The sequence below is a fragment of the Pseudomonas sp. M47T1 genome, from assembly GCF_000263855.1.
Taxonomy (GTDB): Bacteria; Pseudomonadota; Gammaproteobacteria; order Pseudomonadales; family Pseudomonadaceae; genus Aquipseudomonas.
Genome location: NZ_AJWX01000006.1, coordinates 37931 through 51104, shown reverse-complemented (window position 1 = coordinate 51104; position 13174 = coordinate 37931). Strand labels below are relative to the sequence as shown.

Sequence of the window (13174 nt, the reverse complement as noted above, 5' to 3'; positions counted from 1 at the left end):
GTGCTGACAGGTTGTGACAGCGATTTGACTTAGAGTCCCGCAAAGCCGTTACAGCTTTACGGTGGCGTCGGGGGGCCGGTGACGCAGGCCACAGGCAAACAGCCCCGGGCGCTTAGCTCGGTCGATAAACGCGCACATTGGCATGTCCCTCACTGAGCAAATGGTGGGCATGCAGGCGACTCATCACGCCTTTGTCGCAATACAGCAGGTACTGACGGGTGGGGTCCAGTTCCTTGAAACGGCTGTTCAGTGCATAGAACGGCAACGCCTTGACCTCGATGCCTTCGAGTTCAAGGGGCTGGTCTTCCTGGGCATCAGGATGACGGATATCGATGATCACCTGCCCGGCCAGCGCCTGGCCGACCTCTTCAATCTCGATGTCCTGGCCCAGTTCATCGATAACATTGTCGATGGAGACCAGCTTGGCACGTTCCACGGCCCGCTCCAGCACGGCCATGTCGAACTGTTGTTCTTCATAGGCTACGCGGTGTGGCTTGGCCTTGGTGGTGGGGTTGACCGAAATCACCCCGCAATATTCAGGCATGTGCTTGGCGAAGTCGGCGGTGCCGATCTCGTTGGCCTGGTCAATGATGTCCTGCTTATGGCTGGCAAGCAATGGACGCAGCAACAGCTTGTCGGTTGCCGCACTGATCACCGACAGGTTCGGAAGCGTCTGGCTCGACACTTGCGAGATGGCCTCGCCGGTTACCAGCGCATCAATTTGCAGACGATCGGCCATCTGCGTGGCAGCACGCAGCATCATACGCTTGAGGATGACGCCCATGTGGCTGTTGTCGACCTTGCTCAGCAACTCGCCCACCACTTCCTCGAACGGGATGCTGATGAACAGCACGCGCTGGGAGCTGCCGTACTTCTTCCACAGGAAGTGCGCGACTTCCATCACGCCCAACTCGTGGGCACGGCCGCCCAGGTTGAAGAAGCAGAAATGGGTCATCAGGCCGCGGCGCATCATCTGGTAGGCGGCCACGGTGGAGTCGAAACCGCCGGACATCAAAACCAGGGTCTGCTCCAGCGAGCCCAGCGGGTAGCCGCCGATGCCCTGGTGCTGACTGTGGATGATGAACACGCGCTTGTCGCGAATTTCCAGGCGCACTTCCACGTCCGGCGTCTTCAGCTCGATGCCGGCAGCGCCACACTGCTGACGCAATTGGCTGCCAACATAGCGGTCGACGTCCATGGAGGTGAAGGTGTGCCTGCCCGCACGCTTGCAGCGCACGGCGAACATCTTGCCCGCCAGCAAGTGGCCGAAGTGCTGCTTGCACTGGGTAACCAGGTCGTCCATGTCGCCCAGGGGGTATTCGTCCACCTGAAGGAAATGGGTGATGCCCGGCACGCAACGCAGTCGCTCGATCATCTCGCGCTGAATTTTCGTGTCTTCGATGCGGGTGACGACCGTTAGGTTGTCCCACACGCCCTCGACCACCAGCTTCGGGTCCAGTTCACGGAGCACGACGCGGATGTTCTTGGCGAGCTGGCGAATGAAGTTCTTGCGAACAGGCCGGCTCTTGATGGTGATCTCTGGGAAGACTTTTACGATTAGTTTCATGGAAAACAGCGCGCGAGGTGCCAGCCGAAAAAGAGGGGGCAGGATTATAGCGGAAATTGCTCAGCTTTTAACCAGTTATCGTACAGAAGGTTTTCGACGCACCATTTTGGTTCGCCGCGGATTGCTAGCGCATCAAATCAGTGCGACAAATCGGCGCAATTTGCCGAAAAACCGCCTAAACGCTTGGGTTTGGGGCAAAAAACCCAACTCGGGGCACTGGCATGCAAATTGCTCCCTTGTGAGGCAGGTTGCCTTGGCAGACTATTCGCGCCCGGCATCACCCAAATTACAGGGCTCACCATTACCAGCCCTTATTCACCCCGGAGGACAACATGTCGAAGTCGGTTCAACTCATCAAAGATCATGACGTCAAGTGGATTGATCTGCGCTTCACTGACACCAAAGGCACCCAGCATCACGTCACCATGCCAGCCCGTGACGCGCTGGAAGATGACTTCTTCGAAGTCGGCAAGATGTTCGACGGTTCGTCGATCTCTGGCTGGAAAGGCATCGAAGCCTCCGACATGATCCTGCTGCCAGACGACGAAACCGCCGTCCTGGACCCGTTCACCGAAGAGCCGACCCTGATCCTGGTCTGCGACATCATCGAACCTTCGACCATGCAAGGTTACGATCGCGACCCGCGCGCCATCGCTCACCGTGCTGAAGAATACCTGAAGTCCACCGGTATCGGTGACACCGTATTCGCCGGTCCAGAGCCAGAATTCTTTATCTTCGACGAAGTGAAGTTCAAGTCCGACATCTCCGGCTCCATGTTCAAGATCTACTCCGAACAAGGTTCGTGGATGTCCGACCAGGACATCGAAGGCGGCAACAAAGGCCACCGTCCAGGCGTGAAAGGTGGTTACTTCCCAGTTCCGCCGTTCGACCACGACCACGAAATCCGTACTGCCATGTGCAACGCACTGGAAGAAATGGGCCAGGTCGTTGAAGTTCACCACCACGAAGTGGCAACTGCTGGCCAGAACGAAATCGGCGTCAAGTTCAACACCCTGGTGAAGAAGGCCGACGAAGTCCAGACCCTGAAGTACGTTGTTCACAACGTTGCCGACGCTTACGGGCGCACCGCTACCTTCATGCCCAAGCCTCTGTACGGCGATAACGGTTCGGGCATGCACGTTCACATGTCCATCTCCAAAGATGGCAAGAACACCTTCGCTGGCGAAGGCTATGCCGGCCTGTCCGACACCGCCCTGTATTTCATCGGCGGTATCATCAAGCACGGTAAGGCCCTGAACGGCTTCACCAACCCTGCGACCAACTCGTACAAGCGTCTGGTCCCAGGTTTCGAAGCTCCGGTTATGCTGGCCTACTCGGCTCGCAACCGTTCCGCCTCGATCCGTATTCCTTACGTCAACAGCCCTCGCGGCCGTCGTATCGAAGCACGTTTCCCGGACCCGGCTGCCAACCCTTACCTGGCCTTCGCAGCACTGCTGATGGCCGGCCTGGACGGTATCCAGAACAAGATCCACCCTGGCGACGCAGCTGACAAAAACCTGTACGACCTGCCGCCTGAAGAGGCGAAAGAGATCCCACAAGTGTGCGGCAGCCTGAAAGAAGCCCTGGAAGAGCTGGACAAAGGTCGTGCGTTCCTGACCAAAGGCGGCGTTTTCAGCGACGACTTCATCGACGCTTACATCGCCCTGAAAAGCGAAGAAGAAATCAAGGTGCGTACCTTCGTACACCCACTGGAATACGAGCTGTACTACAGCTGCTAATCCGGTGACGCTGGCGCAAGCCGCGTGATTTGAAAAAAGCCTCCTTCGGGAGGCTTTTTTATGGGGCTGGATTTTCAGAAATACGCATCTGCATCATGAAAATCTAGAGCCCTACACACAGGGCTGGCAACTCGATGGATCAGGCCATGGTACGGTGCAATAAACGTGGGACCGGGCTCTGCCCGGGAAGCGCCGCGCGGGCGGCGCTCGATCTCAAGAGCGCTACAACATCTTCGGCTAGCACCTGGTGGCCATGACGCGGTCTACTGTCGATAAAACCGCAAAACCCCGATGTGCCTGATTTGAAATTGCATGGGCCTTATAGGTGCATGTCTTAGTGTCTCTGGCGCCCTTCAGATCGAGCGCCGCCCGCGCGGCGCTTCGCGGGCAGAGCCCGCTCCCACATTTGTTGCACCGTACCATGGCCTGATCCATCGAGTTGCAAGCCTTGTCGCCCGGCTTGAGATCTTTTTACGCCCCCCCAAAAATAAGGAAAGCCCCCCATGAAACACCCATTGATCGCCACCCTGCTGCTCGGCGCCCTCGCCCAACCCGCCTTCGCCGCTGCGCCGCCAACCCTCGCGCCCTTGCTGGACAGCGTGCAGCAACGCCTGGAAATCGCCCCCAAGGTGGCACTGACCAAGTGGGACAGCCACAAGCCGGTGCTGGACGCGCCGCGTGAGCGCGACGTGATCGCCGGTGCCGGCAAGCTGGCTGCTGACTACAAGGTGGATAGCGCCCTGGCTGAGCAATTCTTCGCCGCGCAGATCGAAGCCAACAAGCTGGTGCAATACGGCTTGCTAACGCAATGGAATGCCAAGGGCGGCGCCCCTGATACGCCACGTGCAGACCTGGCCAAGGACATTCGCCCGCTGCTGGACGTGCTGCAGAAGCAACTGCTGGAGCGCCTGGCGGCCTTTGCCCCGTCGCGCAACGATGCCCAGTGCCCACGCTGGCTGGCCAGCGCCATTGAAGCGCGCAAGGCTGACGCCCTGCAGCGCAACGCGCTGATACGCGCCACGGGCGAACTGTGCGCCAAGCCTTCCTGACCCACCCCCCAGTCCCGTTATCGTAGGGGCTGCCGAAAGGCTGCGAAAAGGTCCGCAGGACCTTCAGCGGTGTCATGCCGATCGCGGGGCGGCGTCTGATGACGCGGTGCAGCCGCCGGCGGTTGGTACAAAGCCGAAACCATTCGTCGGTGATTCTGTTCTATGCTGGCACCTGGGCCGCCAGGCCACTTTCTTCCCATGAGCCGACAGGAAGCGTCCATGCGTTCATGCCTCATCTGCCTGCTGATGCTGCTCGCCCTGCCGGCCTGGGCGCAGATCTACAAGTACACCGATGCCGAAGGCAATACCGCGTACTCCAACCAGCCGCCCCAGGGTACCGCCGCGCAAACGGTAGAGTTGCCACCGCTCAACAGCGTGCAACCCCAGGCCCCGGTGGCGCCGATGGTGCCCGTGCCGCGTCAGAACGATGAGAACCAGCCGCTCTACCGCACCCTGCAACTCACCGACATCCCCACCGAAGAGGCTCTGCGCGCCAATAACGGTACCTTTACCGTAGGTGTGCTAATCGACCCGCGCCTGCGCCAGGAGCACCGCCTGCGCCTGCTGCTGGACGGCCAGCCCTATGGCCCGCCCACCAACGTGCCACGCCTGCAACTGGTGAGCCTGGACCGCGGTGACCACAGCCTGGCGGTGCAGGTACTGCTCAATGACCGCGTGGTGCAACAGAGCCCCACGGTGACCTTCACGCTGCAACGCTTCCACCTGCCCCCTGCCGGAAAACGCCCATGAACCGCCTGCTGTTGGCTATCGTGCTGCTGGCCGCGTCCAGCACGACGATGGCCGAGGTCTACACCTACATCGATGCCCAGGGTGACCGCGTCTATACCGACAAGCCCCACGCCAACGCCACCCGCGTGGATGTGCGGCCCAGCAACAACATGAGCGCCGGGCCGCCCTTGCCAACCCCGGCGCGCAAGCTGGTGAAAAAACAGCCGCCCAGCCATTACGACATGCTGCGCATCCTGATCCCTGAGCCCGACGCCACCATCCAAGATGCCTCGGGCGACATGATCGTGACCATCACCAGCGACCCGCCACTGATGCCCAACCATGGCTATCGACTGCTGATGGACGGCAACGTCATCGCCGGGCCTGCGGTGAGCCCGGTGTTTGCACTCAAGAACGTTGATCGCGGCACGCACCAATTGGCAGCAGAGGTCATCGACAATGAGGAAACGGTCATTGAACGCACGCCCAACCAGCCGTTCCACATGCAGCGCATTTCGCTGATCCAGAAACGCCGCAACAACCCCTGCACCACCGCCGACTACGGCGTACGCCCGGAATGCCCGCTCGCCGATAAACCCGCGGATGACGACGACTGACATCTGCACCCGCTATAGTGAAAGCCAGCGCTCTGTTTTGGTGCGCACAATCAGCCAGTCTGCACACGCGCAGCCCATTTTGGGTCAATCCTGAACGAGACCGTGCCCGGTGCGTCATTTAATGAGCAGGGAAAGCGCTATTTTTGGCTGGCCGCGCTTCTTTTCGGAGCCTTGGTTTGGTTCTTGCATTTTAGATGTATCAGCGGATTACCAGCCCGCGCCGCTTCGGACCGCCGTCCGGTGGCGATGAGCCAAAAGAGGTCAACGACAGCTAATGACCATCAGTGATGCCTTGCACCGACTGCTACTGGACAACCTGACCACCGCCACCATTCTGCTCAATGCCGAACTGCGCCTGGAGTACATGAACCCGGCAGCCGAAATGCTCTTGGCCATCAGCGGCCAGCGTAGCCATGGCCAGTTCATCAGCGAGCTGTTCACGGAGTCGGCCGAGGCGCTCAATTCCCTGCGCCAGGCCGTGGAACAGGCACACCCATTCACCAAGCGCGAAGCGATGCTCACCGCACTGACCGGCCAGACCCTGACCGTCGACTATGCGGTGACACCCATCCTGAACAACGGCCACACCCTGCTGCTGCTGGAAGTGCACCCGCGCGACCGTCTGTTGCGCATCACCAAGGAAGAGGCGCAACTGTCCAAGCAGGAAACCACCAAGATGCTGGTGCGCGGCCTGGCCCACGAGATCAAGAACCCGCTGGGCGGGATCCGTGGCGCCGCCCAATTGCTGGCCCGGGAGCTGCCCGAGGAAAGCCTGAAGGACTACACCAACGTCATCATCGAAGAGGCCGATCGCCTGCGCAACCTGGTGGACCGCATGCTGGGCTCCAACAAGCTGCCGTCGCTGGCCATGACCAACGTGCACGAAGTGCTGGAGCGCGTTTCCAGCCTGGTGGAAGCAGAGAGCCAGGGTGGCATCACGTTGGTGCGTGACTACGACCCCAGCATCCCGGACGTGTTGATTGACCGCGAGCAGATGATCCAGGCCGTGCTCAATATCGTGCGCAACGCCATGCAGGCCATCAGCGGCCAGAACGAGTTGCGCCTGGGCCGAATCAGCCTGCGCACCCGCACCATGCGTCAGTTCACCATTGGCCACACCCGCCACCGGCTGGTGACCAAGATAGAAATCACCGATAACGGACCCGGTATACCGGCCGAACTCCAGGAAACCATTTTCTACCCAATGGTCAGCGGGCGTCCGGACGGTACAGGCCTAGGCCTTGCCATTACCCAGAACATCATCAGCCAGCACCAAGGGCTGATCGAGTGTGAAAGCCACCCCGGCCATACCACTTTCTCGATCTTCCTGCCGCTGGAACAAGGAGCCGCTTCGTCATGAGCCGTAGTGAAACTGTCTGGATCGTCGATGACGACCGTTCCATCCGTTGGGTTCTGGAAAAAGCCTTGCAACAGGAAGGCATGACCACCCAAAGCTTCGACAGTGCCGACGGCGTCATGAGCCGCCTGGCTCGCCAGCAGCCGGACGTGATTATCTCCGACATCCGCATGCCCGGCGCCAGTGGCCTGGACCTGCTGGCGCGCATTCGCGAGCAGTTCCCGCGCCTGCCGGTGATCATCATGACCGCCCACTCGGACCTGGACAGCGCCGTGGCGTCGTACCAGGGCGGCGCGTTCGAGTACCTGCCCAAGCCGTTCGACGTGGACGAGGCCGTGGCCCTGGTCAAGCGCGCCAACCAGCACGCTCAGGAACAGCAAGGCCTGACCGAAGTACCAACCCTGACCCGCACCCCGGAAATCATCGGTGAAGCGCCGGCGATGCAGGAAGTGTTCCGCGCCATTGGCCGGTTGAGCCATTCCAACATCACCGTGCTGATCAACGGCGAGTCGGGTACCGGTAAAGAGCTGGTGGCCCACGCCCTGCACCGTCACAGCCCGCGGGCCGCGTCGCCGTTCATTGCATTGAACATGGCGGCCATTCCCAAGGACCTGATGGAATCGGAGCTGTTCGGTCATGAGAAAGGCGCCTTCACCGGCGCAGCCAACCTGCGTCGCGGCCGCTTCGAGCAGGCCGACGGTGGCACGCTATTCCTCGACGAGATCGGCGACATGCCGGCCGACACCCAGACCCGCCTGTTGCGCGTGCTGGCCGACGGCGAGTTCTACCGCGTGGGCGGCCACACCCCGGTGAAGGTTGACGTGCGCATCATCGCCGCCACTCACCAGAACCTGGAAACCCTGGTGCATGCGGGTAAGTTCCGTGAGGACTTGTTCCACCGCCTGAACGTGATCCGCATTCACATCCCACGCCTGTCGGACCGTCGCGAAGACATCCCTACCCTGGCCAAGCACTTCCTCAGCCGCGCCGCCCAGGAGCTGGCCGTAGAGCCCAAGCTGCTGAAGTCGGAGACCGAGGAATACCTGAAGAACCTGCCGTGGCCCGGCAACGTGCGCCAGTTGGAGAACACCTGCCGCTGGATCACAGTGATGGCCTCGGGCCGCGAAGTGCACATCGGCGACCTGCCACCCGAGTTGCTCAGCCTGCCTCAGGATGCAGCCCCGGTGACCAACTGGGAACAGGCCCTGCGCCAATGGGCCGACCAGGCCCTGGCACGCGGCCAGTCCAGCCTGCTGGACAGCGCTGTGCCGAGTTTCGAGCGCATCATGATCGAGACCGCCCTGAAGCACACTGCCGGCCGCCGTCGCGACGCCGCCGTGCTGCTGGGCTGGGGCCGCAACACCTTGACGCGCAAGATCAAGGAGCTGGGCATGAAGGTTGATGGTGGGGACGAGGATGAGGGCGACGACGCCTGATTCGTCCTGCCGTTCAATAAAAAAGCCCGCCAGCGACCCTGGTGGGCTTTTTTTGTAATGAGCATGGCTGTTGTAGAAGCGGGCTTTGCCCACTCCCACAACCCGAACGTCGCCGACAGGGGCGGCGCAAAAATTCGCCGCTTTTGTGCACTGGCTGTTTTTTGTGCACCGCCACAAGGCGTTTTTGGCCTTGGATCCCGCCAGAATGCCACCTTTGGACATACCCTGAAATTTTCCGTTCATCGCCAAACCCGCCAAATACAAGGCTTGCAGCCGCCGCATCACAAATTCGCAACATGTTGAGCGCATTTTTTCAAAAGCTGGCACGCGGGCTGCAATGTAGTTAGTGCGAGACAGGAAACACTCCCAGTTTTGGGGTCCTTGGTACAGGCAGGCCGGGGAATCCCTATTTTACACCGGGACGCGCAGCACTCGACGAGGGTTGCGGTTCCACACCCGTTTTGGGGACCTTGGTACAGGCAGGCCGGGGATTCCCCTTCTTTACAACGGGGCGCGCAACACGCGACGAGCGCTGCGCCCCCCTCCCGCTTTTGGGGACCTTGGTACAGGCAGGCCGGGGATTCCCTCTTTTATTCCTCCCGGAGGCTGAGCTTCAGCCTCCAGCGACCTCCCTCCTCTTCCCCGCTGATGTCACCCTGCAAAGGGCGCGCCGCCACCACATTCAACAACAACCCATTCTCACCCGGCTGCGTACGCCAGTTGGCTTTCTTGCCGTTGACGTCCACCTGGCCATTGCGGGTCAGGCCGTGCGCCTGGAATTGCACCACCAGGGCGCCGTCCACCGTAGTGGTCTCAACCTTGGGCTGGCCGCTGAACCAGAACACCAGCGCTGCGGGCTGTTCCTCGATCTTCACCAGTTCCAGGGTTTCGGGATTGGTCAGCTTGCCGATCATCAAGCCCACCATCAGGCCGATTATCGCCAACGACACCATCACCCGCGGGAACAGGCTCGGACGCGGGTCCGGTTCAGGGGTAGAATGCTGCCCGTCTTTCAGTTCGGAGCCGTGCATGTTTCACGTCATCCTTTTTCAACCAGAGATACCGCCCAATACGGGCAACATTATACGGCTATGCGCCAACAGCGGCTGCCACCTGCACTTGATCGAACCGATCGGCTTCGAACTCGATGACAAGCGCCTGCGCCGTGCCGGGCTGGACTACCACGAGTACGCCACGCTCAAGCGCCACGCCGACCTTGCCAGCTGCCTTGAGTCGCTGGGCAACCCGCGACTGTTTGCGTTCACCACCAAGGGCTCCAAGCCGTTTCACGAGGTGAGCTTCGCCGATGGCGATGCCTTCCTGTTCGGCCCCGAGAGCCGCGGCCTGCCGCCCGAAGTGCTGGACCCGCTGGGCAGCGACCAGCGCCTGCGCCTGCCGATGCGCGAGGGCTGCCGCAGCCTGAACCTGTCCAACACCGTGGCCATTGCCGTGTACGAAGCCTGGCGCCAGCTGGGTTTCGCCTGATCACGGGTCGTGGGAGCGGGCTTTGCCCGCGAAAGGCTCGACGCGCACTGTCAGTTAAATCGCGGCGCCCTTTTCGCGGGCAGAGCCCGCCCCCACGAAACCAAAGATGTTAGGTTCCACAAAAAAGCGCCCCGAAGGGCGCTTTTTGCGGTGCGGCAAGCCTTACTGCAGCGAAGGCTTCGGCGCTTCGCCGGCTTCCTGCATGCGTTGCAGCTCTTGCGCGTACAGGGCGTCGAAGTTGACCGGGGCCAGCATCAGCGCCGGGAACGAGCCACGCACTACCAGGCTGTCCAGGGTTTCGCGCGCATACGGGAACAGGATGTTAGGGCAGAAGGCACCCAGGGTGTGGCTCAGGGAAGCATCATCCAGGTTCTTGATCAGGAAGATACCGGCCTGCTGTACTTCAGCGATGAAGGCTACCTCTTCACCGTTCTTGACGGTGACCGACAGGGTCAGCACGACTTCGTGAAAACCTTCTTCCAGCGCTTTCTGGCGAGTGTTCAGGTCCAGGGCAACGCTTGGCTCCCACTGCTGACGAAAGATGGCCGGGCTTTTCGGCGCTTCGAACGACAGGTCACGCACGTAGATGCGCTGCAGGGAGAATTGCGGGGCGTCAGCTTCTTCGTTTGCCGCGCCGTTGTTCGGTTGATCAGTCATCGCAGATCCTTCTTACATTAAGGTCGTAACGTGGTTTGAATTCAGGCCTTGAGCAGCGCGTCGAGCTTGCCGGCGCGCTCCAGGGCATACAGGTCGTCACAGCCGCCTACGTGGCGTTCGCCGATCCAGACTTGCGGTACCGACGTGCGACCGGCCTTCTGGGCCATGGCCGCACGCACTTGCGGCTGGCCGTCGACGCGGATTTCTTCGAAGGCGACACCCTTGCTTTCCAGCAGGGCCTTGGCCCGTGTGCAGTAGGGGCACCAATCGCTGGAGTAGACGACGACGTGGGTCATTTCACTTTACCAGTGGAAGATTGTCAGCACGCCAGCTGGAAACACCACCTGACAGTTTTGCCGCGTTGTAGCCGGCCTTGAGCAGATCGCGCGCGGTGGTACCGGCATGCTGGCCGATGCTGTCGACGATGATCAGGGTCTTGCCCTTGTGCTTCTCAAGCTCGGCCATGCGGCTGGCCACCTTGTCCTGGGGAATGTTCAGGGCGCCGACGATGTGGCCGGTGGCGTAGTCTTTCTTGGCACGGATGTCGATGATCACGGCCTGCTCGGCGTTGACCAGCGCGGTCAGCTCGCGTGGGCTGAGGCTTTTGCCGCCACGGCTCATTTCCAGAACGAGCAACATGATCGCCAAGATGGCGAAGGCGCCAACGAGCAGATAGTGATTAGTGGCAAATTCAATCAGGTGAGCGGCCATCAGCAGGTTCCAGGGCGTTAAAATGTCGGCCAGTATACACAGCAGTCAAAGTGGGCCAAAGCCCGCCGGGCGCAACCTTCACGGAACCCGCCCCACCAGGCCTTGTCTGTGCTTCATAACTGCGATTGATGAAGGTTATTCGCAAGCGTCGGCTTCTATGCCCTAAAATACGCTTCTCCTTTTCCATCTGACATAGCCGCGAGTGGATCTATGACAACCACGCCTAAACCTTTGGTCCTGATCATCCTGGATGGTTTCGGTCACAGCGAAAGCCACGAATACAATGCTGTCTATTCGGCGAACAAACCGACGCTGGACCGGCTGACCAAGACCATGCCCAACGGCCTGATCTCCGGTTCCGGCATGGACGTGGGCCTGCCCGACGGTCAGATGGGCAATTCCGAGGTCGGCCACATGAACCTGGGCGCCGGCCGCGTGGTGTATCAGGACTTCACCCGCGTGACCAAGGCTATCCGTGACGGCGAGTTCTTCGAAAACCCCACTATCTGCGCCGCCGTAGACAAGGCCGTCGGCGCCGGCAAGGCCGTGCACATCATGGGCCTGCTGTCGGACGGCGGCGTGCACAGCCACCAGGACCACATCGTGGCCATGGCCGAGCTGGCCGCCAAACGCGGCGCCGAGAAGCTCTACCTGCACGCCTTCCTCGACGGCCGCGACACCCCGCCAAAAAGCGCCGAAGCGCCGCTTGAGCTGATGGACAAGACCTTCGCCCGCCTGGGCAAGGGCCGCACCGCCAGCATCATCGGCCGCTACTTCGCCATGGACCGTGACAACCGCTGGGACCGCGTCACAGCGGCCTACGAGCTGATTGCCGACGGCACCAGCGAATTCAACGCCGCCAGCGCCGTGGAAGGCCTGAACGCCGCCTACGAGCGTGGCGAGAGCGACGAGTTCGTCAAGGCCACCAGCATTGGCGACAAGGTGCGGGTGGAAGACGGCGACGCCGTGGTGTTCATGAACTTCCGCGCCGACCGTGCCCGCGAGCTGACCCGCGTGTTCGTCGAAGACAACTTTGCCGACTTCGCCCGCAAGCGCCAGCCGAAACTGGCCGGCTTCGTGGGCCTGACCCAGTACTCGGCGAAAATCCCGGCCCCGGCTGCCTTCGCCGCCGGCAGCCTGCACAACGTGCTGGGCGAATACCTGGCCGACAACGGCAAGACCCAGCTGCGCATCGCCGAAACCGAAAAATACGCCCACGTGACCTTCTTCTTCTCGGGCGGCCGCGAAGAGCCGTTCAAAGGCGAAGAACGCATCCTGATTCCATCGCCGAAGGTCGCCACCTACGACCTGCAGCCGGAAATGAATGCGCCCCTGGTAACCGACAAGATCGTCGAGGCCATCGAAAACCAGCGCTTCGACGTGATCGTGGTCAACTACGCCAACGGCGACATGGTGGGCCACAGCGGCGTGATGGAGGCGGCGGTCAAGGCCGTTGAGTGCCTGGACACCTGCGTCGGCCGTATCGTCGAAGCCCTGGACAAGGTGGGCGGCGAAGCGCTGATCACCGCCGACCATGGCAACTGCGAGCAGATGGAAGACGAATCCACCGGCCAGGCGCACACCGCGCACACCACGGAGCCGGTGCCATTCATCTACGTGGGCAAGCGCAAGCTCACGGTTCGCGAGGGCGGCGTGCTGGCTGACGTGGCGCCGACCATGCTGTACCTCATGAACATGCAGAAACCGCAGGAAATGACCGGCCACTCGATTCTGATCGAAGGCTAAGCTCATGGCGGGGGCCTGGGAACAGCACCTTGACCCCCGCCTTGGATGAAACGTCCGGCGGTTGCCGCCGAGGCGTTTTTT

At 61.2% G+C, this 13174-nt stretch carries 13 protein-coding genes; 8 read left to right on the top strand and 5 right to left on the bottom strand.

Annotation, left to right across the window (positions count from 1 at the left end):
- Positions 1 to 112: 112 nt before the first annotated feature.
- Positions 113 to 1567 (bottom strand): tRNA uracil 4-sulfurtransferase ThiI, encoded by a 1455-nt coding sequence (thiI, locus tag PMM47T1_RS09140; protein WP_008367907.1) that lies wholly within the window; start codon positions 1565 to 1567, stop codon positions 113 to 115.
- Positions 1568 to 1899: 332 nt separating this feature from the next.
- On the opposite strand from thiI, the gene glnA reads away from it, so the two are divergent.
- The 6 genes from glnA to ntrC all read left to right on the top strand — a co-directional run bounded on the left by glnA (position 1900) and on the right by ntrC (position 8494).
- Complete coding sequence (gene glnA, locus PMM47T1_RS09135) at positions 1900 to 3306, top strand: glutamate--ammonia ligase (RefSeq protein WP_008367906.1); 1407 nt, start codon at positions 1900 to 1902, stop codon at positions 3304 to 3306.
- A 503-nt stretch (positions 3307 to 3809) separates the two neighbouring features.
- Entirely contained in the window at positions 3810 to 4355 is a 546-nt protein-coding gene (locus PMM47T1_RS09130) for a chorismate mutase (protein WP_008367905.1), read from the top strand.
- 219 nt (positions 4356 to 4574) lie between these two features.
- Positions 4575 to 5105: a DUF4124 domain-containing protein gene (locus PMM47T1_RS09125; RefSeq protein WP_008367904.1), complete on the top strand. Its 531-nt coding sequence runs from the start codon at positions 4575 to 4577 to the stop codon at positions 5103 to 5105.
- Entirely contained in the window at positions 5102 to 5701 is a 600-nt protein-coding gene (locus tag PMM47T1_RS09120) for a DUF4124 domain-containing protein (protein ID WP_008367903.1), read from the top strand. Before PMM47T1_RS09125 ends, PMM47T1_RS09120 begins: the two co-directional genes overlap by 4 nt.
- Before the next feature lie 274 nt (positions 5702 to 5975).
- Positions 5976 to 7061, top strand: a complete 1086-nt coding sequence (gene glnL / locus PMM47T1_RS09115; RefSeq protein ID WP_008367902.1) for a nitrogen regulation protein NR(II) — start codon at positions 5976 to 5978, stop codon at positions 7059 to 7061.
- Positions 7058 to 8494 (top strand): nitrogen regulation protein NR(I), encoded by a 1437-nt coding sequence (gene ntrC / locus PMM47T1_RS09110; RefSeq protein WP_008367901.1) that lies wholly within the window; start codon positions 7058 to 7060, stop codon positions 8492 to 8494. Before glnL ends, ntrC begins: the two co-directional genes overlap by 4 nt.
- Positions 8495 to 9084: 590 nt before the next feature.
- On the opposite strand, the gene PMM47T1_RS09105 is transcribed toward ntrC, so the two are convergent.
- Positions 9085 to 9525: a hypothetical protein gene (locus tag PMM47T1_RS09105; protein ID WP_008367900.1), complete on the bottom strand. Its 441-nt coding sequence runs from the start codon at positions 9523 to 9525 to the stop codon at positions 9085 to 9087.
- On the opposite strand from PMM47T1_RS09105, the gene trmL reads away from it, so the two are divergent.
- Positions 9524 to 9979: a tRNA (uridine(34)/cytosine(34)/5-carboxymethylaminomethyluridine(34)-2'-O)-methyltransferase TrmL gene (gene trmL / locus PMM47T1_RS09100; RefSeq protein WP_008367899.1), complete on the top strand. Its 456-nt coding sequence runs from the start codon at positions 9524 to 9526 to the stop codon at positions 9977 to 9979. The genes PMM47T1_RS09105 and trmL overlap by 2 nt on opposite strands.
- Before the next feature lie 162 nt (positions 9980 to 10141).
- Here trmL and secB read toward each other — a convergent pair whose 3' ends face one another.
- The 3 genes from secB to PMM47T1_RS09085 are packed head-to-tail and all read right to left on the bottom strand — an operon-like array spanning position 10142 to position 11347.
- A complete protein-coding gene (gene secB, locus PMM47T1_RS09095) occupies positions 10142 to 10636 on the bottom strand; it encodes a protein-export chaperone SecB (protein WP_008367898.1) in 495 nt (164 codons plus the stop codon).
- A gap of 41 nt (positions 10637 to 10677) precedes the next feature.
- On the bottom strand, positions 10678 to 10932 hold the full coding sequence (grxC, locus tag PMM47T1_RS09090) for a glutaredoxin 3 (RefSeq protein ID WP_008367897.1): 255 nt from the start codon (positions 10930 to 10932) through the stop codon (positions 10678 to 10680).
- A gap of 1 nt (position 10933) precedes the next feature.
- Positions 10934 to 11347: a rhodanese-like domain-containing protein gene (locus tag PMM47T1_RS09085; RefSeq protein WP_008367895.1), complete on the bottom strand. Its 414-nt coding sequence runs from the start codon at positions 11345 to 11347 to the stop codon at positions 10934 to 10936.
- 210 nt (positions 11348 to 11557) lie between these two features.
- Between PMM47T1_RS09085 and gpmI the strand changes: the two genes are divergently transcribed.
- Positions 11558 to 13093 carry a 2,3-bisphosphoglycerate-independent phosphoglycerate mutase gene (gene gpmI, locus PMM47T1_RS09080; protein WP_008367894.1) on the top strand — a complete coding sequence of 512 codons (1536 nt, stop codon included), beginning with the start codon at positions 11558 to 11560 and terminating at the stop codon, positions 13091 to 13093.
- The last annotated feature ends 81 nt before the right edge of the window (positions 13094 to 13174 follow it).